This window comes from Maribellus comscasis (assembly GCF_009762775.1).
GTDB classification, from domain to species: Bacteria; Bacteroidota; Bacteroidia; order Bacteroidales; family Prolixibacteraceae; genus Draconibacterium; species Draconibacterium comscasis.
The window spans coordinates 277,343-302,906 of the sequence record NZ_CP046401.1; the positions used below are offsets into that span (position 1 = coordinate 277,343).

General features: G+C 37.4%; 21 protein-coding genes. 7 read left to right on the top strand and 14 right to left on the bottom strand.

Going from position 1 to position 25,564, the window contains the following annotated elements:
- Positions 1-84 precede the first annotated feature (84 nt).
- The gene (locus tag GM418_RS01260) at positions 85-1,830 is read right to left on the bottom strand and encodes a RagB/SusD family nutrient uptake outer membrane protein (RefSeq protein ID WP_158862385.1); all 1,746 of its coding nucleotides are present in this window, start codon (positions 1,828-1,830) and stop codon (positions 85-87) included.
- Between the two features lie 27 nt (positions 1,831-1,857).
- On the bottom strand, positions 1,858-5,202 hold the full coding sequence (locus GM418_RS01265; protein WP_158862386.1) for a SusC/RagA family TonB-linked outer membrane protein: 3,345 nt from the start codon (positions 5,200-5,202) through the stop codon (positions 1,858-1,860).
- 563 nt (positions 5,203-5,765) lie between these two features.
- On the opposite strand from GM418_RS01265, the gene GM418_RS01270 reads away from it, so the two are divergent.
- From GM418_RS01270 to GM418_RS01280, 3 genes are all read left to right on the top strand, one after another.
- Positions 5,766-6,182: a VOC family protein gene (locus GM418_RS01270; RefSeq protein ID WP_158862387.1), complete on the top strand. Its 417-nt coding sequence runs from the start codon at positions 5,766-5,768 to the stop codon at positions 6,180-6,182.
- A 198-nt stretch (positions 6,183-6,380) separates the two neighbouring features.
- Positions 6,381-8,270, top strand: a complete 1,890-nt coding sequence (locus tag GM418_RS01275; protein ID WP_158862388.1) for a right-handed parallel beta-helix repeat-containing protein — start codon at positions 6,381-6,383, stop codon at positions 8,268-8,270.
- Positions 8,267-9,622: a purple acid phosphatase family protein gene (locus tag GM418_RS01280; RefSeq protein WP_158862390.1), complete on the top strand. Its 1,356-nt coding sequence runs from the start codon at positions 8,267-8,269 to the stop codon at positions 9,620-9,622. The genes GM418_RS01275 and GM418_RS01280 overlap by 4 nt, the downstream gene beginning before the upstream one ends.
- A 9-nt stretch (positions 9,623-9,631) precedes the next feature.
- Here GM418_RS01280 and GM418_RS01285 read toward each other — a convergent pair whose 3' ends face one another.
- The 3 genes from GM418_RS01285 to GM418_RS01295 all read right to left on the bottom strand — a co-directional run bounded on the left by GM418_RS01285 (position 9,632) and on the right by GM418_RS01295 (position 12,070).
- Positions 9,632-9,880 (bottom strand): GlsB/YeaQ/YmgE family stress response membrane protein, encoded by a 249-nt coding sequence (locus GM418_RS01285; protein ID WP_217447680.1) that lies wholly within the window; start codon positions 9,878-9,880, stop codon positions 9,632-9,634.
- Positions 9,881-9,954: 74 nt separating this feature from the next.
- Complete coding sequence (locus GM418_RS01290) at positions 9,955-11,277, bottom strand: MFS transporter (protein WP_158862392.1); 1,323 nt, start codon at positions 11,275-11,277, stop codon at positions 9,955-9,957.
- Between the two features lie 67 nt (positions 11,278-11,344).
- Positions 11,345-12,070 (bottom strand): ThuA domain-containing protein, encoded by a 726-nt coding sequence (locus GM418_RS01295; RefSeq protein WP_158862394.1) that lies wholly within the window; start codon positions 12,068-12,070, stop codon positions 11,345-11,347.
- Positions 12,071-12,353: 283 nt separating this feature from the next.
- Between GM418_RS01295 and GM418_RS01300 the strand changes: the two genes are divergently transcribed.
- Together GM418_RS01300 and GM418_RS01305 are read left to right on the top strand one after the other, a co-directional pair.
- The gene (locus GM418_RS01300) at positions 12,354-16,643 is read left to right on the top strand and encodes an AsmA family protein (RefSeq protein ID WP_158862396.1); all 4,290 of its coding nucleotides are present in this window, start codon (positions 12,354-12,356) and stop codon (positions 16,641-16,643) included.
- Positions 16,644-16,748: 105 nt separating this feature from the next.
- Positions 16,749-17,996: an alpha/beta hydrolase family protein gene (locus GM418_RS01305; RefSeq protein WP_158862398.1), complete on the top strand. Its 1,248-nt coding sequence runs from the start codon at positions 16,749-16,751 to the stop codon at positions 17,994-17,996.
- Positions 17,997-18,018: 22 nt separating this feature from the next.
- Here the strand turns inward: GM418_RS01305 and GM418_RS01310 are convergent, their stop codons facing one another.
- Entirely contained in the window at positions 18,019-18,423 is a 405-nt protein-coding gene (locus GM418_RS01310; RefSeq protein WP_158862400.1) for a hypothetical protein, read from the bottom strand.
- Between the two features lie 147 nt (positions 18,424-18,570).
- Between GM418_RS01310 and GM418_RS01315 the strand changes: the two genes are divergently transcribed.
- Positions 18,571-19,629, top strand: coding sequence for a glycoside hydrolase family protein (locus GM418_RS01315; protein WP_158862402.1), 1,059 nt, complete (start codon positions 18,571-18,573; stop codon positions 19,627-19,629).
- A gap of 76 nt (positions 19,630-19,705) precedes the next feature.
- Complete coding sequence (locus tag GM418_RS01320) at positions 19,706-20,122, top strand: thiol-disulfide oxidoreductase DCC family protein (RefSeq protein WP_158862404.1); 417 nt, start codon at positions 19,706-19,708, stop codon at positions 20,120-20,122.
- On the opposite strand, the gene GM418_RS01325 is transcribed toward GM418_RS01320, so the two are convergent.
- From GM418_RS01325 to GM418_RS01360, 8 genes are all read right to left on the bottom strand, one after another.
- Entirely contained in the window at positions 20,111-20,650 is a 540-nt protein-coding gene (locus tag GM418_RS01325; protein ID WP_158862406.1) for a DUF4924 family protein, read from the bottom strand. The two genes, GM418_RS01320 and GM418_RS01325, sit on opposite strands and share 12 nt — an antisense overlap.
- Positions 20,651-20,731: 81 nt before the next feature.
- Entirely contained in the window at positions 20,732-21,109 is a 378-nt protein-coding gene (locus GM418_RS01330) for an RNA-binding S4 domain-containing protein (RefSeq protein WP_158862408.1), read from the bottom strand.
- Entirely contained in the window at positions 21,110-21,676 is a 567-nt protein-coding gene (pth, locus tag GM418_RS01335; RefSeq protein ID WP_158862410.1) for an aminoacyl-tRNA hydrolase, read from the bottom strand. It abuts the gene before it with no gap.
- An 18-nt stretch (positions 21,677-21,694) separates the two neighbouring features.
- Entirely contained in the window at positions 21,695-22,342 is a 648-nt protein-coding gene (locus GM418_RS01340) for a 50S ribosomal protein L25/general stress protein Ctc (protein ID WP_158862412.1), read from the bottom strand.
- Between the two features lie 115 nt (positions 22,343-22,457).
- Positions 22,458-23,417 carry a ribose-phosphate pyrophosphokinase gene (locus GM418_RS01345; protein WP_246222800.1) on the bottom strand — a complete coding sequence of 320 codons (960 nt, stop codon included), beginning with the start codon at positions 23,415-23,417 and terminating at the stop codon, positions 22,458-22,460.
- 83 nt (positions 23,418-23,500) lie between these two features.
- Complete coding sequence (gene yihA / locus GM418_RS01350) at positions 23,501-24,103, bottom strand: ribosome biogenesis GTP-binding protein YihA/YsxC (RefSeq protein ID WP_158862414.1); 603 nt, start codon at positions 24,101-24,103, stop codon at positions 23,501-23,503.
- 66 nt (positions 24,104-24,169) lie between these two features.
- The gene (locus tag GM418_RS01355; RefSeq protein ID WP_158862416.1) at positions 24,170-25,153 is read right to left on the bottom strand and encodes a type I phosphomannose isomerase catalytic subunit; all 984 of its coding nucleotides are present in this window, start codon (positions 25,151-25,153) and stop codon (positions 24,170-24,172) included.
- Between the two features lie 39 nt (positions 25,154-25,192).
- Positions 25,193-25,492, bottom strand: coding sequence for a Dabb family protein (locus GM418_RS01360; RefSeq protein ID WP_158862418.1), 300 nt, complete (start codon positions 25,490-25,492; stop codon positions 25,193-25,195).
- Between the last annotated feature and the right edge of the window lie 72 nt (positions 25,493-25,564).

The window sequence follows — 25,564 nt, forward strand, 5'->3', positions numbered from 1 at the left end:
GTAAAAGAAGAAGTAAGGTGATTATAAATCCCTACAATCAAAACCTTAACTTCTTCTCCATGCTGTTAACTTATAACTTACAAACTATTCCCAATTGGGATTTTGGGTCAAATTTGAATTCAATAAAAGCTCTGTTATGGGTAACGGGTACAAATAATCTTTGCTCTCATCAAATTTCCTGTCGTCTATTTCGGGCTGCGGATTAATTAAATTATTTTCATCAAGAACAATATCTTCACCTAATTTCAGGAACAAAGTGCCTTCGGGTTTTGAAGCGGGCTCTTCAGTATAAATAACAACATCAATATCGCCATCATTCTCCAAATCGTACGACCCCGGACCGGGGAAATACATACCACGGAAATCCTGCACAATCTTCTGTCCTTCTTTCCAGCGCATCAAATCATTCCAACGGAAATTTTCCATAAACAATTCAATTCTTCTTTCACGCCTGATTTCCAGAACGATTCCTTTGTTGCTACCTCCAACATTTACATATTGTGCAGCAAGAAAATTGTCGGGATTTGCATTGGCTTCCGCCAGCGACATATGAGGCATATTCACCCTGTCTCTTAATTTGTTAACCGAAATATCGAGATCATTTTGGGTTAAAGTACCAAGTTCTGCTTTTGCTTCTGCATAATTTAATAACACTTCTGCAAAACGAAACAGAGGTAGATCGTTGATACCGGTATCGTATGAATCATACACTGTTTCATTTACATATTTAATCAATTGATATCCTGTTATGGTTGCTGCCAGATCGGGAGGAAGGGTTTGGCTTGTTCCCAGCCGGGTGTAACCAGGTGTGCGAATAGTCTGAGAAAGTCGTAAATCCCTGCTTTGCACTTCCTCCGTAAATTCAATTTTATTATAATCTGGCTTGTCAGTAAAACGCGATCCGTCTGTCATCAGATAACTATTTACCAAATCCTTTGGCATGCCAGGCATTCCGTAAGAAGACGTTATGGTATAATAATTCACATTATGGTCAATACTTTGTTCACCTGAAAACTGACGGGCCAGAATAATTTCTTCACCAATTGCATCGTGGGCTGTGAATAAATCCCTGTAGTCCACTTGAGGATTCCCTGTACTGTAAATATTATATGCACCCGAATTCATCAACTCTTCCGACGCACTGACACAGGCATTTAAAAATTTCTCGTAGCCGTCAATACCATGATATTTACGAAAAGTTCCTTCAAACAAACCAATTCTCGATTTTAGCGCCAGTGCTGTCCATTTTGTTACAGTGTAAACCGATGTGTTGTCATTCATGTTTGCAATAGCATAGTCGATATCCGTTAAAACCTTATCCATAACCAGGGTTCTGGAATCTCTTGCCTTTTGCAGTGCTTCTTCATCATCCGGTTCAATTACTTCTTCATACCACGGAACATCTCCAAAACGTTTTACTTTTTCAAAATAAAAATACGCCCTGAAGAATTTTGCTACTCCGCTATAATGTTTTCTGGCGCTTTCGTCGATACATTTTTCATAATTTGCCAAAAAGAAATTAATATCGCGTAAATCATCCCAGGTCCAACCCGCATCATCGGCACTGGTGGGAACAACACGACTTCCCCTTACCAAATCGGACGGTGAATAGAGTATGATGTTATCCGAACTAGCATCTCCGTCATATATGGAAATTTCGGGAAACATAAAATAGAATGCATTGGTGTATAGTTCAAGGTCGCTCGCTTTTTGAAAAAACACATCAGAAGAAACTTCAGACAGAGGACTCCTGTCTAAATAGTCATCATCGCAGGATATTACGACAAACAAAAATGCGAATAGGGTATACTTAATAATATTTGTTTTCATTTTTTTCTTTTTCGTTACAGAAATAAATTATAGTGTAATTGATAATCCCATTGAATACACTTTGCTAAAGGGATATGTTTGAGCTGTGCTGGTTGCAGAAGCCTGCTCCGGATCGATGTAATCAGTCAGTTTTGAGAATGTTAACAAGTTTTCTCCACTGAAATAGACTTTTAATTTCTGAATAGAAACCTTTTGGGTTAGTTTTGACGGAATGGTATAACTAACGGTAAGGTTTTTTAACCTCAGATAACTGATATCCTGCAGGTAACGATCATTAACCGCTCCCATCTGACGGTTTGACCCCAGAGCACCGTAACCTCTGTACACTGAGGGGAAATATGCGTCTTTATTATCTTCAGACCAAACTTCCTTTCCCAAATCTTTTCGTATGAAAGAAACATACGGACGGGCATAAGGTCCCCAAAAAATTCGGGAATCTGTACTCGGATACCAATCCTGTTTTCCTACGCCCTGCATGGTCAAAGAAAGGTTAATATTATTCCAGTCGGCGTTGAAAACAAAACTGTAAGGGAATTGAATGGACGAGTTTCCGATAATTTTCATATCTCCGGGGTTTTCCAAAGTATATTCACCGTTGCTGATTTCTTTATCGCCATCCAAATCCACGTATTTCATATCGCCGCCAAGAAGCTTCCCAAACTCACCCGGAGATGCCTGAATACTACTGTTCACACGGGTCTGGTCAACATCATAGGCCGCTGCCTCTTCGTCCGACTGAAAAAGTCCGTCAATGGTATATCCCCAAATTTCGCCGATGGTTTGGCCAACATAATAGTCTCCCAGGTAGTTGTTCGGATTATCGAAACGTGTAATTTCTGATTTACTGTTTGATAACACTCCCGTTAAATCAATACGAAGTGGCTTACCTGCCAGATTAAAACTTTCGTGAAAAGACAAGGTAATTTCAAAACCTTTCGTACTTAAGTCGGCTGCATTTTCTTTAGGAGATCCAGTTCCAATTACAGCCGGAAGTGTTTTCCCCTTTGTTAACATCCCGGTCGTTTGTCTTTCAAACCAGTCAAAATTCAGAGCAAACCTGTTGCGCCAGAAAGCCATATCAAATCCAAAGTCTATTGTATTTACTGTTTCCCAGGTAATGTCAAGCGGATTTAGCCCCGGGGGAGTAATATAGTTTACCTTCTGGCCGTCGATAACATACGAACCAGACGTCCCCTGGCTCATTGTAGGGGAATAATCGTATGCCCCTACTTCCTGATTTCCTAAGGAACCGTAGGATGCTCTCAATTTAAATTCGTTCACATAATCTTTTATTCCCTGAAAGAAATTCTCGTTACTGGCATACCAGCCCACAGAAGCAGAAGGGAAAAATCCCCAACGAAAATCTTCGGGAAATCTCGATGTTCCATCATAACGACCATTTAATTCAAGAAGATATTTCCTGTCGAAGTTATAATTAAGCCGGTAAAAAAATCCTCTTACAGCCCAGTCTGTTAAAGTACCATAAGCTTCCGGGTCCGACGTTCCCAATGTTAGTGCATTTAAATCGTCGGAGATTAAATTTTTCTTCCTTGCATCAACAGTTTTATATAGTTTATCTTCCTGGTTAAATCCAACCATACCCTTTAAACTATGTTTTTCTTTCTCTAAAGAATAGGTTCCGTATAAATTAATTGCGTGAAACTCGTCATGGTCAATCACTTCCCGGTAGCTATCGTTTCCAAGGTAGGAAATCTCATCAGGGTATATCGCCCAGGGAGATTTAACTGTTCGTGTATATGTGTTAGAGAAATCGAGCTTTGCAGTATAATCAAAATGGATATCGAAATTCTTCAGAGGTTTCACATTTGCACCAATGGTATTTACCAGTTGATTAAATTTTGTTTCCCTAAAAGTCTTTCCATAATACAATTGAGACCAAAGACCGTCTCCAATGGTATAATTATTTAGCTCGGTCCTGTAAGTCGCAGTCCCGTCAGGATTTTTCGGGAGGTAACTTGGCAGGGCATGCACCCAAATATATGACCCCCATGGTTCAGCCCAACCGTTATGCGAACCGCCATGTTCAAGATTCGAATTATTATTGTACTGTAAGTTGCCAAACAGCGTCAGCCAATCTTTTACATCAATTTCAATTTTCCCCCTGATGTTATGTGATTTGAATTCATCATCCTGGATTTTCAGAATCCCTTTCGAATCGTAAACACGCCCGGATAATAAGCCCCTTACTTTTTCACTACCTCCAATCACAGAAAAATTATGGTTTTGGGAAGGTCGCCAGGTTCTGAATGTAGTATGGTACCAATCTGTATTTCCATAATAAATATACTGGTCCTGCCCCTTTCTGTTCTCTACTACATAATCGGGTAAAGACGGGTCTTCAGAACGCTTTTTCAACTCTTCATAGTCTTTTTCGCTATATCCGGTATACGTACGCCCGACTCTTCCTCTAAACGACTCATCAACCAACATAATAGTCTCATAAGGGTCTGTCATAAAATTGGTATTTGTGGTTGGAGTTGACCAGGAAAAGTTATTGTCGTAATTTACACGAGTGGTTCCTTCTTTTGCATTTTTTGTTGTTACCAGTATAACACCAAAAGCCCCTCTCGAACCATAGATAGCGGATGCTGCAGCATCTTTCAACACAGTTACCGACTCAACGTCTCTGGGATTAATTACGTCGATGTCCCCCTCAATACCGTCAATTAAAACCAACGGATTTCCTCCGTTAATGGATGTAAAACCACGAATATTTATACTTGTTGACACATTGTCTCTTCCACTCGACCGCGTAAGTGTCAAACCGGGCATTGTTCCCTGGAGACTTTGAGAAAAGCTCGAAACGGGTCTGCTTTCAAGTTGTTCGGCATCGATTTGTGTTACGGCACCGGTAAGGTTAGCTTTTTTTTGCGTTCCGTAACCAACGGCAACAACCTCCTCCAAACCAATAACATCGTCTTCAAGAACAACATTGATTAGTTGCTGATCCTTTACTGCAAGCTCCAACGTTTTCATTCCCATAAAAGAAAAAACAAGAACCTGATCTTCATCAGAAACTTCGATAGTAAAATTACCGTCGATATCGGTAGTTACTCCGGTAGTAGTTCCTTTTAAAAAAATAGAAACTCCTGGTAGGGGCACACCGCTTTCATCTGTAACATTACCGGAAACTGTATTATTTTGTTGAGTTCCGGTAATTTCTCCAATCAAAAGATTTTCCTTTTTAATCTCTTTGTCAGAGAGTAACTCAGCTCCTTGCGATAACGACTCAGCAAATAGTCCTGAGACGGACATTAAAAAAAACAAAACGCTAAAACTTGAAATTCGAAGAAAGTGAACCAACCTGTGCATATGAACACATAGTGGTTCAATAATGAACTTTTTTTTCATAAATTTGAATTTTGATAATAATATTTCATAAATGTTTTTATCTCTTTGCCGGGTGATGTAGCAGCATCTTCCGGCATTTTTTTATTTCTTATTTCATAGGCAATTTTTTAATTATTATTTTGTTCGACTGCTTATTCTTTTAAATATTTTGATTTTTGATAAACCTCTATTGTCTTGCTTAATTATGTGATAAAAAAACAACATTTAATCACTGGCAACACAAATATTCACTACAGCAAACACCTGTTAATCAACCAGATTAGCAATACTCACAAGATCTTTTCTATTGATTTAATTGGCAGGTCAAAGAAAAATGAATTGTATCTGAAAAATATTTCTAAACAATTAATCTTTTATTAAGTAAAATAAATTCTTCTCAGAAAATAGGTTCAAACGGCGAGGACTGGTTTGAATATCAGAAAATTAAAAAAATCTCTTTGTAATTCATCACAGCTACCTAACAACAAACATTTTTAACTAAAATTAACGGTAAGTTAAATAACGATTTTCCTTTTGCAATTCAAAAATGTCTTACCTTAAGCATTCTGTAAAAACAAGATAAAATGAAAAAAGTAACTGGCATTGGCGGAATCTTTTTTAAAACCCGGGATCCAGAGAAAATGAAAGAGTGGTACAATAAAAATCTGGGGTTGGTTACCAATGAATACGGTTCAGTTTTTGAATTCAGGAATTCTGACGAACCAGAAAAAAAAGGTTATTCTGTTTGGAGCCCTTTCTCCATTGATACAGATTATTTTCAGCCTTCGGAAAAAGAATTTATGATAAACTATCGTGTAGAAAATATTGAAAAACTGGTTGAAGAATTGCGCAAGTCCGGTGTTACAATTTTAGATGAAATAGAGTCGTATGAATATGGAAAATTTGTTCACATTCTTGATCCGGAAAAAAATAAAATAGAACTTTGGGAACCGGTTGACGACTCGTTTACTCAAATGTACGAAGGAAAAACAACGAAATAATCATTTCAAATTTTGTTTCGCAATTTATCCAAAACAGCTGTTCCTGTGTTATCAATTCCAACAACAGAAAAAACGTCAGCATTCTGGCATGCGATAAATATATTCCATTTTAGGGTTACCGGCACTTTTATTCATTCAAAGCAGATATACATAAATCAAACTCTTTTTTTAACTTTCGCATAAAATAATTTATAAGCAATGAAGCTGACCTTATCTTTTTTTCTCATTTTCCTGTCTGCGTATTTTGTACAAAGTTTTTTAATCCCTCAAAATAAAATCAACCAACACAACACAGCTTTAAACGATACAGTTTATTACCATGTCGACGACCTGGGATTACCCTTAAAAGGAAAAGAAAATTGTATCACACTGACCAACAAAATCTTAAAGAATATTAACGGAGAATTTCCCAAAATACTGGTTTTTAAACCCGGCACGTATCATTTTTATCCTGAAGGTTGTGAACAACGGAATTATTTTGAATCAAACACTACAGATATAAACCCACGAATTTGCGCTTTTCTTTTTGAAGGAGCCAAAAATCTGGTCGTTGAAGGAAATGGCAGCAATTTTATATTTCACGGACAAATGCAACCCTTTACCTTTGATAACTGTGAGAATATTACATTAAAAAATATTCAAATCGACTGGGAAAATCCCTTGACAGCCCAGGTTGAAGTAGCAGAAACGGGTGAAAACTTTATTGATTTAAACATCAACCAAAAAGAATATTCATATAAAATAACCGACGGTAAAATTTTTTTTAATGGCAAAGACTGGGAGGAACAATGGAAAGGAACCATGGAGTTTGATCGTGAAGGTCGGTATGTTGTTCCACAAACAGGCGATTGGGGCTGCCTGGGTAAAAACTGGCAAAACTACGAGGCCAAAAGTATCATTCCCGGTCTGATTCGATTAGAGAACAATTTTGAAAGAAAACCAAAGGTTGGAAATTATTTGGTGATGCGGCACAGCGAAAGACTTCATTCGGGAATTTTTATTCAGAACTCAAAAAATATAAACATAAAAAATGTAACATTATATCATGCCACCGGGTTGGGAATTCTGGCACAGTTTAGTGAGAATCTGACTTTTGACAAATACAAAGCCATTCCAAATGCAACAAAAAACCGCTATTTTGGTGGCGGAGATGATGGCTTACAGGTTTCAAACTGTAAGGGACAAATAACTGTTAACAACTGCGAATTTGCAGGTTTAATGGATGATCCGATAAATGTTCATGGCACCAGTGTCCAGGTTATTGAAATTTTACCGGACAAAAAGATAAAATGTAAGTTTATGCACCACCAGAGTGAAGGATTACAATGGGGACATGCCGGAGACAAAATCGGATTTATAGAAAACACTTCGATGAATACTTTTGCTTATGGGGAAGCTGAAAGTTTTAAACCAACAAACCGACAGGAATTCATTTTAACCTTAAAAGAGGAGCTGCCTCAAAACCTTGAAACAGGAGATGCGCTCGAAAACCTAACGTGGGCGCCGGATTTAACCATTCAGAATTCTCACTTTAAAAGCTGCAGGGCGCGTGGAGTGCTGGTTTCCACTCCGGAAAAAGTAGTGATAGAAAACAACATCTTTGAATCGAGCGGAAGCGCAATTCTGATTGCAGGTGATGCCAACAATTGGTTTGAATCAGGTGCTGTAAAAGATGTAACCATCCGAAATAATACCTTCACTGAACTGTGTAACACAAGTTCTTATCAATTTTGCGAAGGTATTATCTCTATATATCCGGAAATTCCTGAATTAAATCAGAACACACCCTTTTTTCATAAAAACATCCGAATTACAGGGAACAAATTTAATCCTTTCGATTATCCCGTTGTTTTTGCCAGATCAGTTGACGGACTTTCGTTTAGCAACAATACCATAAAAAAAAGTAAAAAATATGCTCCTTATCACCAACGCAAATACACTTTTACATTTGAAGCATGCAAAAATATCATCATAAATGAGAATAATTATATTGGTGATGTATTGGGGAAAAACATACTTTTGAATCAAACTAATTTTTCCGAGATTGAGGTTCAGAATCAGGAAAATCTAAAAATTGAAACATTATGAAATGGTTTAAAATAGTTTTTATTGGATGTATTTTTGTTTTCCATGGTCGGGTTAATGCACAGGAGCAGCCATCCACCAACAATGCAACTGTTTTTCCTGACAGAGTTATGCTCAGCATTTCTGGAAATCCGGCAAGTGAGAGAGCTGTAAGCTGGCGGACAAGCGCCGGTGTCGCAGTTAGCTTGGGACAAATTGCAAAAGCAAGTGAAGGGCCTTTCTTTTCTGAAAACATAGCTACGGTCAATGGTACTTCGTCATTTTGGGAAGAAGGAGATGCTTCCGCTTTGGGGCACAAAGTTGTATTTGATAACCTGAGCCCGAATACCACCTACACTTACCGTGTTGGAAATGGTGACAACTGGAGCGAATGGTTTCAGTTTACCACTTCGTCGGCCAATACAGAACCGTTTCATTTTTTATATCTTGGCGATTTTCAGAATGATATCAAACAACATTGCTCCCGTCTAATCCGACAGGCATATTCTCACTTTCCTGACGCTGAGTTTGTATTGATGGCTGGTGATTTGGTCAGCCGAAGCAATGAAGATTACTGGAGTGAATTTTTTCATGCAGGAGATTGGATTTACGCTACAATCCCAACGATGGCTACACCGGGAAACCATGAATACCACTCAGAGAATGATACGCGGGTATTTTCAAAACACTGGAACCAAATTTTTGTAAATCCTCAAAACGGGCCGGAAGGACTTGAAAACAAATCATTTTACGTTGATTACCAGGGCGTACGGTTTGTATCATTTGACTCCCCCGCAACCGGGTATTATAATGATGCCAGAATAAATACTGAAAAATGGTTTCACGAAGTACTGGCAAACAATCCCAATAAATGGACGGTAGTTTTTACACACTATCCGGTTTACTCCTGTTCTCAGGGAAGAGATAACGAAGATTACCGAAAGGTTGTCCAGCCTATTCTGGAAAAATATGGTGTTGACCTGGTTTTACAGGGACACGATCATACCTACTGTCGCGGGCAAAACCTGGAAAATGTCGGAGAAAATTGTAAAAATCCTCCTATGTATATGGTGTCGGTAGCAGGCCCTAAGATGTATGGTTTGAACGTTAACCGATGGAGTGAAAGAGCAGGCTCGCAGATACAACTGTACCAGAATATTTCAGTTGATGGAAATAAAATAAAGGTTGATGTTTATACCGTAACCGGAGAATTGTATGATTCGTTCAGCCTTGAAAAAAATAAAAAAGGTATAAATAAAGTCATCGAATCACCGGAAATCAGCAAAATAAGAGAGCTTACGCAGATTCCGGAAAATGCAAAAGACCGCTACACGGAGGAAGAAAAAAGTTTATACAGGGAACGTTTCGAAAAGTAATCAGTTTTACTATTTATCCAGAATTTTTTTAAGAATACTGAGCAAGTAAAGTAATATTACAGCACCAACTACAGCCAGAAATAAAGTTCCGATTATTCCACCGTGGATTCGAATTCCCAGCCTGTTGAATAACCAGTGTCCTAAATACGCGCCGGCAATACCAACAATCAGGTTTATAATAAAACCATATCCTTTCCCGCGCATAATCAGACCTGCAATCGCTCCTGCTGCCAGCCCGATGATTAAAATGTACAACATCCTGATAATTTGAAAACGAAAAAACAAAAAAGGACTACTCCCTTACATTCAAAAATAAGGGAGTAGTTTTAGTATCATTCTTTGACAGCTTTTCTATTCTTAATAACGATTGAAAGCGCGACAAAAGCAACGATCAATATAACGGGCAAAACAGACATATTACGCAAGGTAATTTGCGGGCCGGCAGTCTCGATTGATTTTCCCATTATGGGTAAAACCATGGATGTAGCAACAAAACCTGCTCCACCCAATATCGACATTCCCAGCGCGCCTGTCTTTGGTGTAAATTCCGAGGCGGCACCAATCATAGTAGGCCAGAAGTAACATACTCCAATTGCGAATACAGCCGCAGAAACCACTGTCATAGCAGGGCCTTGTGCGATACTTAACAAAAGCAGCCCGGCTGTTGATATAATTGCCGAACCGAGCAGCACTCCCGTAGTATTTAAACGATGGATGAGAGAACCGGCAAAATAACGCCCAACTGCCATAATTCCGGTTACAACAGCCAAAATAATCATTGGCCCTATGCCGTTCTCAGCCAGCAAAGCGTTGATCCATTGTGTGGTTCCCAATTCAGTTGAAGCAGTGAGTAACATGCAAAAGAATATAAAGGGGAAAAGCAAGGTAATTTTATTTACTGCTCTTCCTTCAATAACAATGGCTACTGCCACAGCGGCTACGATAACAAATGGTAAAGCGCTGTCGAAGCTTACCGTAAAAGAAGGAACCGTAGCAACAAGAATCATCAAAATAACCGCGATGGTAATGGTAACAGGAGCGCCAACATTTCGCATCATTTCTTTATATGAAACACCACTTGTAACCCGCTCTGTTTCCGGAATTTTTTGTCCAAAAAACAAAAAGCCGTATAAAACAAGCGGAATAAACAAAATACTTACCAGAACCTGCCACGATAAATTCATTTCATCCATAATTAAAGTTGCCAGCAAACTTCCGATTACAATTCCTCCGGGAAACCAGACATGAAAACGGTTTAACATTTTTGTTTTCTTATCCGGGAAAAGAGCTGTTACCAGCGGATTACAAGCGGCTTCCACACTACCATTCCCAAGGCCGATAAACACATTGGCCAAAAAAAGTGAAAAGTAATCTTTTGCCATCAGCAACAGAATTATACCAACCAAATGCAGGAAAAATGCCATCCAAACGACGGTTTTTGTTTTTACAATATCGATAAAATAACCACCGGCAAACATCGCTACAGCAAATCCCCAAAATGCCGGTCCAAATGCCCGGCCAACTTGTTCTTTGCTCAGCCCGTAGTCTTCGGTAAATACTCCTTCGATTTTTGCTCTGATGGCAAATGTTATTGCTGTTACCAGCAACGCCAGACAACTGGCGATAAAAAGCCTTTTTTGATTTACATTATTCATAATTAGATCCAATTAATTAGTAGTCTGTAACAATTAAAAACCTGAATAAAAATCCGAAACAATAAATCTACTTTGCAGTTAAATTTTTACCTGCCAAATAAACGATAGTTTGTTTTATAAGTTCTCTGTATTCTTTTTTTTCGTATGTACGGTGATCATGGCCTGGTTGAAGATAAACAATTTTTGATGAATTATAATGATTTTCCCAACCTATTGTTTCGGTGCTTCCGGGGTGTTTTGTTGTCAAAATTGGAATAACACTATCCGACACTTTGGTATTTCCGTATACTTCATCAAAAAAACGAAAGCTTTGAAAACCTTTTGTAGAAGCATGATTTCCTACAGGATTTATATACACCCAAACATCATGATCATAAGTGGAATACTCTGACTCCGGAACACCGGGATCTTTCTCAATATATTTCCCGCCGACAATTTTCTCAAATTCGTTCCATTTTTGATAGGAAACCAGCGAATGATGCAAAAACAACAAAGGTTTCCCTACTTTTGTAAGCTGTATATAAGCACTCTTTTCTGCCGGCGTTATATCTTGCCACATGTCATAAAAAACCAAAACATCGAAATATTCGGCCAAACCGTTTGCAATAGTCCGGTTGGCTACTGGTTGCTCAAAATGCTGATATTCGACACCTTCCAAATTATCAAACATTTCCATAAACTGAAGCGTATCGTAGGAATGCCCGCCGGTTACTAACATTATTTGTACAGGCGCCTGTGAAAAAACACAAAAAGAAAAAATGGAAAAAAACAAAAGAAGTAAAACTTTTTTCATAACTCTGGTTTAAATTCTGAAATTACATAAAGCAATCCCGGTGGTTTTATTTTGGGCTATAATTTACTAAAATTAAATTTTTTAAGTACAAAAAATAATAAATCTGTTTTAACAGGATTTTGTTATAAAAGTGTCTTCCTCTTATTGGCAAATATAAATTGATTCTGCATTCGTTTTTATAATTCCAAAACCGAAATTCATGCAGGGAAAAATGATATTTTTTGACCAACAAAGCAACCCTATCTAAATTCATATATCTTTATAAGGTGTTTACAAACTACAAATGGCAAGAACCAAAAAAAAAATACTGAAAATATTTGCCTGGATTGTGCTGGCTTTTCTGCTGTTGATAACAGGAGCAGGTATTTTTGTATTTTTTAAAGCAGAAAATTATATCAACAAAAACTTATCGGAAATTGTAGCAAAGAGTTCAAATCAACTCTATCAGCTTTCCTTTGATAAAATTGACATCGAATTATTTCCTTTGTCGGTAATCGTTTCTGAGATTCAACTTTCTCCCGACGAAAACCTGTCAACAAAAATCCTGAAAGAATCTGCAGATAAAGTCGTTTACTCGTTTGAATCAAAAAAACTCGAAATCAGAGGAATTTCTATAAAAAGTATTCTGAGAAACAAAAGATTCCATACCAACAAAATAATTATTGCTGATCCTCTTCTTGAAATAAGAGGAGACGAACTTATTTTAAAGGATTCTGTTCAAACTGCCGATAAAATTCTTTACGAAATCCGACCACTGTTTCAAAAATATGTAAAAGATATTCAGGTTGACGAAATTGATTTTGTTAATGCACACTACCAGTTTTTTAACACTCCCGGAGATTCCTCTGTTGTCTCAAATGCAAAACATATTTCAGTCGGCATTAAGAATTTTCGCACCGACTCAACAATGATTTTTCATAACTCAAAACTTTTTGACACCGATGATATTCTGGTACAGATGAATGATTTCCGTTTTAATTTTGGCGACAGTTTACATGTGTTACAGATTGATACACTCGAGTACTCTTTACTAAGTTCTGATATCAGCGCCAGGAGTTTTCATCTTACCTACCTTGACAAAAACAGTGAAAAAAGTTTATACGATGTTTTTGTACCCCGCATGTATATGAAAAGTGACATCGTTAGCCGGTTAACAGTAAAAGACTCGATTGATGTGGAATTTTTAAAGTTTGAAAACCCAAGAATCCGCTTTTATCAAAAAGAAAATTCTCAGAAACTACAAATTGAAGATATTAGCAATTTTGATTTTTATTCATTAATTGACAATCAATTTACCAAAGTAGTAGTTGACAGCTTTTACCTTTCAAATGCCGATTTGGAAATTTACCGACAACCCGATATTATAAACTATCAGCAAAAGTTTGAATCACTGGAAATTAATCTTAATGGATTTGAACTGGACTCATTGTCTTCGAAAAACCCGGAAAAATTATTGTATGCCGACGATTTGGAGATGGAAGTCAGCGGCTATCATTTAAAACTTGAGGACAATGCCCACGATTTTAGTGCAGGCTCTATGTTCTTCTCTACCTATTCAAACACTTTGGGAGTAAAAGAAATAAATATTTCGCCGGCCGATACAACAAAAAAACATCCACGTATTCATGTTAACATCGATTGCGAGGCAATTGAAGTAAGCGATGTGGATTTAAAAAAATTATATCATACAAGAACATTACCTACCCGCGAGATATTGGTTACCAAACCAAACGTAAATTTGCAGGTTCATGCTGATGCTGAAAAAATAAAAAAAACAAAGGAAACGGGTCTGCTTTTTGAACTCATTACGGCCTATTTAAGAGGTGTTTATTCTGATTTGGTTACCGTAAAGCAGGGAAAACTAAACATTCAAAACTTAACAGAAAGCAATGTTAAAGGGTATTTTGAGACCGGTTTTACATTTAACCTTACCGGCTTTTCACTCGATTCAACAAGCATTGAACAAACCGACAAGTTTTTCTATGCCACAAACTTTGACCTTGAGTTTAGCGATTACCAGATGCGACTGGTTGATGATTTACATAAAATAAATGTCGACCAGATTTCAATTTTAAGCTTTGAACGAAAAGTAGAGATTCAAAACTTACAATTGCAACCCGTTATTGAGAACGCAGACGAAACTACAATGAGTCGTTTCAGCCGTTCGGAGTTGTATAACATTAAAGTTCCCCGGATCATATTGTGGGGAATAAACCTTCGAAATGCATTTTTTAACAACAAACTGAATATTTCGCGTTTCCAGATTTTAAATCCTGAAATATATTTTGAAAACTTTGGCGCCCTGCGTCAGTCGCAGGAGAAAAAAGAATTTTCAGAATTTTCGCAGCTGGTGTTTAACTATTTAGCTGACATTAACATCAGTCAAATCGATATTCCAAACGGAGAATTTGCCTGGATTAATCACACCAAAAAAGGGAAGACTACATCGTTTGACAATGAATTCTCAGCCTCACTCGAAAACTTTAGATTAAATGAAAATGAACTGAATAAAAAACGTTTATTATTTTCCGACAACTTTGATATCTCGGTAAAAGACCAGCTTTTCCATTTGTCTGACAGCGTGCATATTTTACAGGCAGGGGAAATAAACCTTTCAACTGCAAAATCAACAATAAAAATCAATAATGCGCTGCTTTATCCCGTAATTACATCCGAAAAATACAAACAGCTTCCTACTACATTTCAGGTTTCTATTCCAAATTTCGAAATCAGTAATTTTGATTTTTTAAAAGCATACTACTCCAAAGAACTGAATTTTAATAAACTTGAATTAAATAAACCAAAATTTCAGGTTTACAATCGGGCAGGAAAAACAAAATCGCTTGATTTAAGTAAGTATAAATTCCCATTGCCTTCATTTATAGAGGCCTTACAGCTTGGCGAGCTAAAAATATCGGGTGCCGAGGTTTTAACTTATGAAACCCGGGGAATAGACCAACATGCAAAAAGCTATTTCAACCTCGATCTGACCATCCCAAAAATTTCAATAAAAAACGACAACAAAAATCAGTTACAGATATCAACCGGGAATTTAATTTCAAAAATTTCTGATTTGAAATCGCCACTGGGAAAAACACATGAATTAGGCATTCAGCAGGTTGATTACAATCAAAAACAAAAAACAATTTCTATTTCGGGTTTACAGGTAAATCCATTTACCCAAAGTCAGGTTGAAAACAGGTTTTCAATTTCTATCCCAAGAATCAATTTTCACAATTTTGATATTAACAAAGTTTTAGAGGACAATACTTATTCCTTTGATGAAATTGATTTTGTTGATCCGAATTTACAGATTGAAATAAATGACTCGTTAAAAGGTAAGAACCTGGAAAAAGCAAAAACCCTGGATTTATATCCTTATGTTAACTCTTATGTAGATGAAATATTGGTAAAAAAACTAAATTTTGAAAATATAACGCTCGATTTCAGCTGGTTCAAAAAACAATTATTTAAAAGAGATTTTAACCTTGTCTTCCACGAAATTAACATTGGTGAAAACCAAAATCCTGAAAACTTTCTTCATTCCAAAGAGTTTGAAATTTTAACCACGGGATTAAAAACCACAACAAAAAACAATCTTTATGAATTTACAGCGGATTCGTTGATTTACAATTCGCACAAACACAACATTCTTTTTAAAAACATACAGGTAAATCCGCTCCTGAGCCGTGAGGAACTCTCCAGACAAAAAGGATTTCAGGTTGATTTTTTGAAAGCCAAAACCGATTTTGTTGAAGTAAAAGGTATTAATGAGAATTTGTGGGTAAAAAACAATATTCTTGATGCCAACGCAGCCATCGTTGGAAAAACGGATGTGGAAATTTTCAGAAATAAAAGATACCCGTTTGACCATAACCAACGCCCTCCATGGCCACAGGATTTGCTTCGAAACATCAAACAGCAGTTTGTTTTTGATTCACTCATTCTTAAACCGTCAACAATCAAATACAGTGAATTGATGGACATTTCGGATGAACCGGGTACAATAAAATTCGAAAATCTGAAACTTAGAACCGGTAAAATTTCGAATCAGCCTCAAATTATTACTCAGCAAAAAAATCTCGAAATCGTTGCATCAACAAAAATATTTGAACAGGCGGAAATTAACGCCCGGTTTATTTTTGACTTGACCAGCAACAAGTATAAACACTCGGTTTCAGGCAATGTGGGAAAAATGCCGTTTACTGCCGTTAATCCGATGTTGGAAAAAGCGGCACCCGTTTCAATTGAAAGCGGCGATATCAACCGTTTTGATTTTGAATTCAATTTGAACGATAAATACGCTGAGGGTGAGCTCTATTTTGGTTATGATAATTTTAAAATTAATGTGCTTGAATTAAATGCCGACGGAGCAAAAAAATCAAAGCTTGCATCTTTCTGGGCCAACAAAATGCTTTTAAACTCAAAGAATCCCAAAGGCGATAAATTTGATCCGGTTGAAATTTATTATGAAAGAGACGTGGAGCGTTCGATAATCAATTATTGGTGGAAATCGATATTAACAGGTGCAAAAGAAGCTCTTGGTATAGAAAAAGAAAATTCAAAAGACTAAATATTTTGTTTATATGAACTGTTACAAGCCCCGTTTGTTTGACAAGTAGCCATTATTATTCAACGGATTTTAACTAATTTTGACATAGTAACATAATTTTAGACCATGAAATACATTCTTAGCAAACTGGCAATATTAGCTTTTGTAGTATATCTGCTTTCAGCCTGCGATCTCGTAGACAACGGCGGAGGCGATGAGCCGGCTGATAGTTTTCTGACAGGTTATGAGCAGGTGAATACTTTTATTCCGTTAACTATAAATCTGGCCTTAGATCAGATTCCCGGTGATTATCCGGAACTGGACTATATTAAAGAAAAAGTTCAGCATGGAGTACTTGTTTATAAAATTACTTACAACACTTCGTTTGAAGGCCAGCTAAAATCAGCATCTGGTTTGGTTTGTATACCCACAGGCGAAGGCTCCTTTCCGATAATGAGTTACCAAAACGGAACCAATACATTAAACAGCAATGCGCCGTCAGAAAATCCCGATTACGAACTTTATCTTTTGCTCGAAGCAGTTGCGTCAACGGGTTTTGTAGTCGTAATTCCGGATTATCTTGGTTTTGGTGAGTCATCGGATATGTTTCATCCTTACCTTGATAAAGAATCGTCAAATAAATCTGTTTTAGATATGCTCCGCGCTGCACAGGAACTTGCCGAAAATCATATTGATACAGAGCTAAGCGGTGATTTGTACATCGCCGGTTATTCTCAAGGCGGATGGGCAACACTTCAACTCCAGAAAGAAATTGAAAACAAATACTCCGGAGAGTTTAACCTGAAAGCAAGCGCATGTGGAGCAGGCCCGTATGATCTAAATTATATTAACGAGTACATTACAGCGCAAACGACCTATCCTATGCCCTATTATCTGGGATATATGTTCAACAGTTATGTGAATCTGGGAGATATTACAACACCCGTTGACGAGGTTTTTAAGGAACCTTATGCCTCAAAGATTTTGAGTTTGTATGATGGGTCAAAATCAGGTGAAGAAATTAATGCAGAACTAACAACAAATATAAGCAACTTGCTTACAGCCAACTATATTTCAAACTTCGAAACTGACGAACAATATGCGTCGGTTGTTAGTACCCTGGAAGTGAACAGTATCTCGGCCTGGGCAACAACAACACCTACGCTTTTGATTCACGGCCTGGCTGATAGTTATGTACCGTCAAAAGTTTCCACCGACATTTACCAGGAATTTTTATCTCTTGGTGTTAGCCTCAATCAAGTGACATGGCTGGGTTTACCCGAAACAGATCATATTGGTGGTATTGTACCTTCCGGTCTTGCTTCAGTAAGTTGGTTTCTGCAATTGGAAGAAGAGGCTGATCCTTCTGAATAAAAGGCCGGTCAGACAGATTTTCTTAAAAATTTAATTGCGGCCAGTGAAAAATGAGTATTCCAATCGCAATAAAAAAATTGATGGCTATAGCGATTGCTCCCTGGTCGTTTAATTTTTCGTATTTGCCATTCCAAAAAACCAAATAAAGAAAAGAAGAAAAAACAGCAGAACCAACGGCAAGAAAATACCAATTGCTATGGCGAGCAAAAACAGTTATTGCAGATACAATAAAACCGATACCTGCGAAAATACAAAAATTACCTGCGAAAACACGAACCGCCTTTTTTCCAAAAAAAGGAGCAAAAAGCCAGGAATTATCAGGCCATTGCATATGAGGCTGCAACTTGAAAAAACGGGTGCTTTGTCCAAAATATAAAAAATGGACAAGCCCGTGCAAAATAAAAAAGATTCCGATAATAATTGACATGGTTTGTTATTGATTTATATCCAGTTAAGCACATTAAATATAACAAAGATTTGATATAATATTGCACTTCATTAGCCGCTAATGAACAAAAAAAGATGTATGTAATCTCAAATTAGTTAGTTTAGGAGAATAAACGTACAATACACGATGAAAAACATAAACCTTATTCTAATTCTACTGATAATTTCTGTTTTAGCTTGTAACAGAGAAAAGAAATCTATACCCGAAAGCACTATACATCAGGAGATAATGAATCAGGTTTATGAGGAAGTAAAAACTCCTTTTAAATATGGTATTGTATACCAACACCCCGACTCGTCCAAAATGGTCGATTCTCCGACCATTTTCAGAGAAAATAACAGGTGGTATATGACTTATATCGTATTTGATGGTAATGGTTATGAAACCTGGCTGGCAGAAAGCGACAATCTCCTGAATTGGGAAACCAAAGGAAAAATATTTTCGTTCACAAAAAATACCTGGGATGCAAACCAAAAGGCGGGATATGTTGCACTGGTTGACATCAAATGGGGGGGTGACTATTCTGTAAAAAAATTTAAGGACAAATACTGGATGACATATCTGGGAGGAAATACTGCAGGTTACGAAGCCGGGATATTAAAAACAGGTATTGCCAATTCAACAACACTAACAGACGCTCAGCACTGGAATGTTGCTGATAATCCAATCCTCTCACCTTTGGATAAAAATGCCCGCTGGTTCGAAAATAAAACCATTTATAAAAGTTTGGTTATTTATGACAGTTCAAAACAAACGGGACATCCTTTTGTAATGTATTATAATGCAAAGGGGGATACAAGTAATTATGAAAGTATAGGAATGGCTGTTTCCGACGATATGATAAACTGGAAACGTTTCGGAGAAAATCCTGTAATAACCAAACACGAAGGAATTTGTGGTGACGCCCAAATCGCAAAATATAACAATCTCTATATTATGTTTTATTTTGGTGCATTTTGGAAACCGGGAGCTTTTGAACGATTTGCCTGTTCGTATGATTTGGTAAACTGGACCGAATGGAATGGTCCCGATTTAATTGCTCCCTCTGAAGATTTCGATATACAATATGCACATAAACCATGGGTGATTAAATGGGAAGGTGTTGTTTATCATTTTTACAATGCGGTTGGAGATAAGGGAAGAGTAATTGCACTCGCCACGTCGAAAAATATTTCTCCTGAATAACAAATTGAATTTTACATATTTCAAAGATTCTCCTTATTCGAACTGAATTTTAATTTACTTGTTGTTCTCGTAGAGTATGATGCAATATCCACTAATAATATTTGACGGTGTTTGTAATTTATGTAACGGCGCTGTTGATTTTGTTTTAAGCCGCGACTCCAAAAAGCAATTCCGTTTTGTTGCGCTTCAGTCGGAAGCCGGCGAAAAAGTTTGTCGTGAACTTCAAATTCCTGCTGAAACAGATTCCGTAATTTTATATTGGAAAAAGGAACTGTTTACTGAATCGGAAGCAGCACTTGAAATTGTTCGTTTACTTCCCGTTCCATGGAAATGGGCCGCAATATTCAAAATTATTCCAAAAAAACCAAGAGATAAGATTTACCGCTGGATAGCTAAAAACCGTTATCGCTGGTTTGGCCAAAAGCAGACGTGTCGTCTTCCCTCCCCTCAGGAGAAACAATTTTTCCCTGAAGCAGCTGACCTAAAATTCTAAGTCGCCGTCTTCGTATTTTTTATACATTTCCGACAGCAGTCCCAGCCACCTGCTAATGCGTTTTATCGCTTCTGTTGTTTCATCAGAAATGGTCTTTTTCTGCATCTTTAACAAAAGAAAACCATAAATAGCCGTAATGGCCAAATCCACATCATTTTTGGCTTCCTTGTTCTTTTGTTTCAGTTCAGTAATTAAACCTGCTACTGCCTGGTAGGTGCTGACATAACTTCCGTCAATTCCGGTTTCTATAAGTTTGAGGTGAATCTGATTTACATCATTTATCAGGTTCACCAAAAACTGCAAATGCCCTTGTTCGCGAATCCCCTCTTTGTCCATCATGATAACCAGGTTGCTGTACCAGTCCGTTATCTCTTTTGAGGTATTTTCGTCTACACCGTAGTTTGTCACCAGCTGGTTCTCGATCAGATTCATATCCAGACGAAAAGCCCGGATTAAATCTTCTACCTGGTAGATATATAAAATATATTCTGCAATATTTTCTTTTCGTTTCTTTTTTGCTACGAGCATGGTAATCGTCTTTTAAAATATTCTTTCTGAGGTTTAGAAAGGTTTTCTCCTAATAAGTTCCGGGATAAAGGTATAGAAATTTCAGAAGTCAAAAAATTCGTCTAAATCGCGACGATCCTTTTTGGTTGGCCGGCCGGTTCCTTTTTCACGGGTAATCCAACGCATATTTTTTTGCATTTCAATAATCTCTCGTTCCTCCGGTGGTGTAACGTCTTCCAGAAAATCGAGAACAAATTTAGCTGACATCCTTTTTTCGGCCAGCTTTACTACCTTAAAACTCCTCACCACCTGATCTTTTCTAACTTTAACAGTTTCTCCGGCATGTACAATACGTGATGGCTTTACAGGCAAATCACCGATAGAAATATGACCTTTACGACAAGCATCAGTAGCCTGGCTTCTCGTTTTGTAAATACGAACGGCCCATAACCATTTATCCACACGCACATTTTCCGCCATCTATTTCTTTTTATTAAAAAAATTCATTGTTCGTTCGATACCAATGGTGCCAAAACCTTTAATCATTTCAATACAATGATCCAATTTTTCCGGCATTTCCTTTTGTTCGTCTTTGGTCCAGTCACTTAATACATAATCAACCTGAAATCCTTTGTGGAAATCATCGCCAATGCCAAAACGAAGCCGTGCATAATCATTGCGGCCCAGCACCTGATTAATGTTTTTTAATCCGTTGTGGCCGCCGTCACTGCCTTTTGCCCTTAGCCGAATCGTTCCAAATGGCAATGCAATATCGTCAACTAACACCAGTATATTTTCAATACCGATATTTTCTTTTTGCATCCAATAGTTTACTGCCCTGCCACTTAAATTCATATAAGTACTTGGCTTTAACAATATAAATGTGCGGGCTTTAAATTTATACTCAGCTACAAATCCGTATCGCTTGTCATTAAAACTAATATTGGACGCCTCAGCGAGTGCGTCCAATATTTGAAAGCCAATATTATGGCGAGTATTTTTGTATTCTGGCCCTATATTACCGAGACCGGCAATTAAGTACTTCACAGAATTTGTATTTTAAGATTATTCTTCGCTGGCCTGTGTTTCAGTTGCTTCACCTTCAGCTGTTTCGCCTTCAGCGGCTTCATCTTCTTCATCTTCAGGAAGTGTTCCCATACCGGCTTTTGCAGCTCTTGAAGTGATCACTGAAACCACCATATTTGATTTGCTGTCCAAAAATTCAATATTTTCAGCTTTCAAATCGGCAACTTTTATACTCTGACCAATTGCTAATTTAGTAATGTCGACGTTAATAACATCCGGAAGGTTCTCGGCCAATGCTTTTACCTTTAATAAACGGAGGTTTTGTTTGAGTTTACCACCTGATTTTACTCCTTTGGCCAAACCATTTAATTTAACCGGCACTGCAATTTTGACTGGCTTTCCATCCAGAACTTTCATAAAATCAACATGAAGAACGATTTCTTCAACAGGATGCCACTGAATATCCTGCATAATGGCCTGATGAGTTTTACCATCGATTTCAATATCCACCAAATATACACTGGGTGTATAGATTAATTTTCTTAATTCACTAAAAGGAATTGTAAAGTGTAATACATCTTCTCCGCCATACAATACAGCCGGAACCAACTTCTCAGCGCGAAGTTTTTTGGCTTCTTTTTTACCTAAGGACTCTCTAACCTGCCCTTTAATTGTTACTGATTTCATTTGTAATAATTTACGTTAATAATTATGGTACTCAGTCCTTCCCGAAGTTTCGGGACAAACAGCATGCATATTATTAATGCCTCTGCCTATGGAAAAAGCGGTGCAAATATATAAATTACCTGTAATATAACGAACTAATTGATTGATTTTTATAAACCCGTTGAATAGCTTCACCAAATGCATCAGCTACAGATATATATTTTATCTTTTCACTTTCAGTTTTTGGATGAATTGAATCGGTAAAATACACTTCAGTTAAAGCAGATTTTTCAATACGCTCAATTGCCGGACCAGAAAGTACACCATGCGCTGCAAATGCCCTTACACTTGCGGCCCCTTTGTCTTTCATTAAATTCGCTGCTTTTGTAATCGTGCCGGCTGTATCTATCATATCATCAACAATAATGATGTCTTTGTCTTTAACATCACCAATTACCGACATACTTCCAACAACATTGGCTTTTGCCCTTGTTTTATGACAAATCACCATTTCGGTTTCCAACATCCTCGCATAGGTATTAGCGCGTTTTGTTCCACCAACATCAGGCGATGCAATCACAACATTATCCAGTCCCATTTTTTCTATAAAAGGAACAAACATTGCCGAGGCATATAAATGATCAACCGGTACATTAAAAAAGCCCTGAATTTGGTCGGCATGTAAATCCAGTGTAATCAGCCGATCGATTCCGGCAACAGATAAAACATCAGCAAAAAGTTTAGCTCCGATTGAAACACGGGGTTTATCTTTCCTGTCCTGACGGGCAAAGCCAAAATAAGGAACAACAGCAATAATTTTATATGCACTGGCTCTTTTGGCTGCGTCAATCATCAATAGCAATTCCAGCAAATTATCACCGGGAGGCGGTGTAGATTGTACTATAAATACATGAGATCCACGAATGGTTTCTTCATAACAGGGTTCAAATTCGCCATCGGCAAAAACCGGACATGAGGACAACCCCAAATCCACGTTTAAACTGTCACAAATTTTTTCTGTTAAATACCGTGTATTCCTTCCGGAGAAAATTTTCAAAGGGTGACTTTTACTGCCCATTTCACTATTTTTATTCATTAAAATCGAATTTGCTGCAAAGTTAATAAACTTTGCTATTCATATTTTTTGTTGTTAAAAAGTTAGAACATTTCCTTTAAAACTTATTTTGACTCAGAACGATTTGTTGTTTCGATAAAATTCAGAATCTCCGGCTTTCCATTTCCCAAAGCAGAAGAAGTAACAAAAAAAACGGGCATTGTTTCCCATGTTTTTAGCATTTCCTCCTGGTAATCTTTTAAATTTTTCTCTTGTTCTTCGGGTTTTAATTTATCCGCTTTGGTAAATACAATCACAAACGGAATTCCGCTTACGCCCAGCCATTCCATAAACTCCAGATCGGCCTTCTGCGGACTATGCCTGATATCGATCAACACAAATAAACAATATAAATTTTCGCGTCGAAGAATGTATTTCCGAAGAAACTTTTCCCATTTTAGCCGTTCCGTTTTGGGTACTTTTGCATAACCGTAACCAGGTAAATCTACAAGATACCACTCTTCATTAATTAAAAAATGATTGATAAGTTGTGTTTTACCTGGCTTTCCTGATGTTTTTGCCAGCGATTTTTTGTCGGTCAGCATATTTATCAGCGACGACTTTCCAACATTCGAGCGCCCAATAAAAGCGTACTCCGGCCTGTCCGGCTTCGGACATTTTTTAACATCGGTGTTGCTAACAATAAAACGTGCTTCTTTAATTTCCATTTCTGAAAATTAATTTAATGATTTTACTTCCTGAATTTAATGAAAAAAAGGAAGATATGGAATTTTCTACTTTATGTAAACTTCAAGTGTTTTTACACCGGATGAAAGCGGCTTCAACTTATAGGTTTCCAGACTTGCAGGAATTAAAACTGTTTCGCCTTTTTTCACCTGTTCCTTTCCGTCCTCAAATTCAACTTCAAACTCACCGTCAAGATTCATATAAATTATAAATGAATCAAGCTGGTTATATTCTTTTTCAAGCATTTTGTCAAATTCAAGGAAATTTGTTGTAAAATACCCGCAGCTTACAATCTCAGATGACGCGTTTTTCTCCTTCGTATACTTTGTTTTGTAATCTTCTTTATACGAAAAATCAATGGCATCGAGGGCCAAATCAACATGTAATTCTCTTTCGTTACCGTTGGCATCCTTTCGGTTGTAATCAAAAATACGATAGGTCACATCCGAGGTTTGCTGGATTTCAGCAACAAGAGCACCCTTTCCAATCGCATGGACACGTCCTGCAGGAATAAAGAAAACATCGCCTTCAAAAACTTTGTCGTAATGAAGCAAGTCCATTAATTTCCCGGAACTAAAATATTCAAGGTATTTTTCCTTTGTCACTTCTTGGTTAAACCCCGAGTTTATCAGTGCGCCGTTCTCAGCACCGACAACATACCACATTTCAGTTTTCCCAAAAGCATTGTGCCGTTTTTTTGACAGTTCATCATTCGGGTGAACCTGCACCGACAAATCATCAGCAGCATCAATAAATTTGATAAGCAGCGGGAACTCAACTCCAAACTTTTTAAAAACTTTATCCCCCACTAAGTCACCCATATATATTTCAACCAGTTCCTGTAAATTATTTCCGGCAAGAAATCCGTTCGACACTTCTGAAATACTTCCTTCCACGCCCGAAATCTCCCAACTCTCACCACAATTGGAAAGTGAACCGTAATCTTTATTCAGCAACGACTTCATTCGGTTCCCCCCCCAAATCTTTTCATGATAAAGGGGTTTAAATTTTAAAGGATATAAACCACTCATTTTGTTTACTTTTTAAAAATTGATACAAGAAAAACAGTATTAAAACTCATAATCTACGGCAGCACGTGCCGAAGTGGTCTCACCAATCCGCTTCACCACCTTCAAATGCTCGGGATGAACGCGATAAACATCCAAATCCTCAAGTGACTCAAAATGAGAAATTAAAACAAGATCGTAACTTTTGGCTTCAAGCTCGTAATTAACACCAACCTCAAGGTATTTTACTTCTTCAATTTTTCCCTTTAACCCTTCAAGAGCAGATTTCAATTCTGCTATCACAGCCTGTTTTTCCTGTTTTGAATAGTCATTCAGCTTAAAAAGAACTACGTGATTAATCATTACTGTCTATTTTTTGTATCTTGTATTTTTATCGCTGCGAAAATAGTGTTTTCTTAGCGGTACGTTTTAAAA

Coding starts and splice junctions, on each gene's coding strand:
- GM418_RS01345 (WP_246222800.1), bottom strand. CDS start 23,417: ATGAATAAAAATAGTGAAATGGGCAGTAAAAGTCACCCTTTGAAAATT.
- GM418_RS01315 (WP_158862402.1), top strand. CDS start 18,571: ATGAAAAACATAAACCTTATTCTAATTCTACTGATAATTTCTGTTTTA.
- GM418_RS01295 (WP_158862394.1), bottom strand. CDS start 12,070: ATGAAAAAAGTTTTACTTCTTTTGTTTTTTTCCATTTTTTCTTTTTGT.
- GM418_RS01270 (WP_158862387.1), top strand. CDS start 5,766: ATGAAAAAAGTAACTGGCATTGGCGGAATCTTTTTTAAAACCCGGGAT.
- GM418_RS01265 (WP_158862386.1), bottom strand. CDS start 5,202: ATGAAAAAAAAGTTCATTATTGAACCACTATGTGTTCATATGCACAGG.
- GM418_RS01305 (WP_158862398.1), top strand. CDS start 16,749: ATGAAATACATTCTTAGCAAACTGGCAATATTAGCTTTTGTAGTATAT.
- GM418_RS01355 (WP_158862416.1), bottom strand. CDS start 25,153: ATGAGTGGTTTATATCCTTTAAAATTTAAACCCCTTTATCATGAAAAG.
- GM418_RS01310 (WP_158862400.1), bottom strand. CDS start 18,423: ATGTCAATTATTATCGGAATCTTTTTTATTTTGCACGGGCTTGTCCAT.
- GM418_RS01285 (WP_217447680.1), bottom strand. CDS start 9,880: ATGTTGTACATTTTAATCATCGGGCTGGCAGCAGGAGCGATTGCAGGT.
- GM418_RS01280 (WP_158862390.1), top strand. CDS start 8,267: ATGAAATGGTTTAAAATAGTTTTTATTGGATGTATTTTTGTTTTCCAT.
- GM418_RS01360 (WP_158862418.1), bottom strand. CDS start 25,492: ATGATTAATCACGTAGTTCTTTTTAAGCTGAATGACTATTCAAAACAG.
- GM418_RS01260 (WP_158862385.1), bottom strand. CDS start 1,830: ATGAAAACAAATATTATTAAGTATACCCTATTCGCATTTTTGTTTGTC.
- GM418_RS01320 (WP_158862404.1), top strand. CDS start 19,706: ATGATGCAATATCCACTAATAATATTTGACGGTGTTTGTAATTTATGT.
- GM418_RS01330 (WP_158862408.1), bottom strand. CDS start 21,109: ATGGCGGAAAATGTGCGTGTGGATAAATGGTTATGGGCCGTTCGTATT.
- GM418_RS01340 (WP_158862412.1), bottom strand. CDS start 22,342: ATGAAATCAGTAACAATTAAAGGGCAGGTTAGAGAGTCCTTAGGTAAA.
- yihA (WP_158862414.1), bottom strand. CDS start 24,103: ATGGAAATTAAAGAAGCACGTTTTATTGTTAGCAACACCGATGTTAAA.
- GM418_RS01290 (WP_158862392.1), bottom strand. CDS start 11,277: ATGAATAATGTAAATCAAAAAAGGCTTTTTATCGCCAGTTGTCTGGCG.
- GM418_RS01275 (WP_158862388.1), top strand. CDS start 6,381: ATGAAGCTGACCTTATCTTTTTTTCTCATTTTCCTGTCTGCGTATTTT.
- GM418_RS01325 (WP_158862406.1), bottom strand. CDS start 20,650: ATGCTCGTAGCAAAAAAGAAACGAAAAGAAAATATTGCAGAATATATT.
- GM418_RS01300 (WP_158862396.1), top strand. CDS start 12,354: ATGGCAAGAACCAAAAAAAAAATACTGAAAATATTTGCCTGGATTGTG.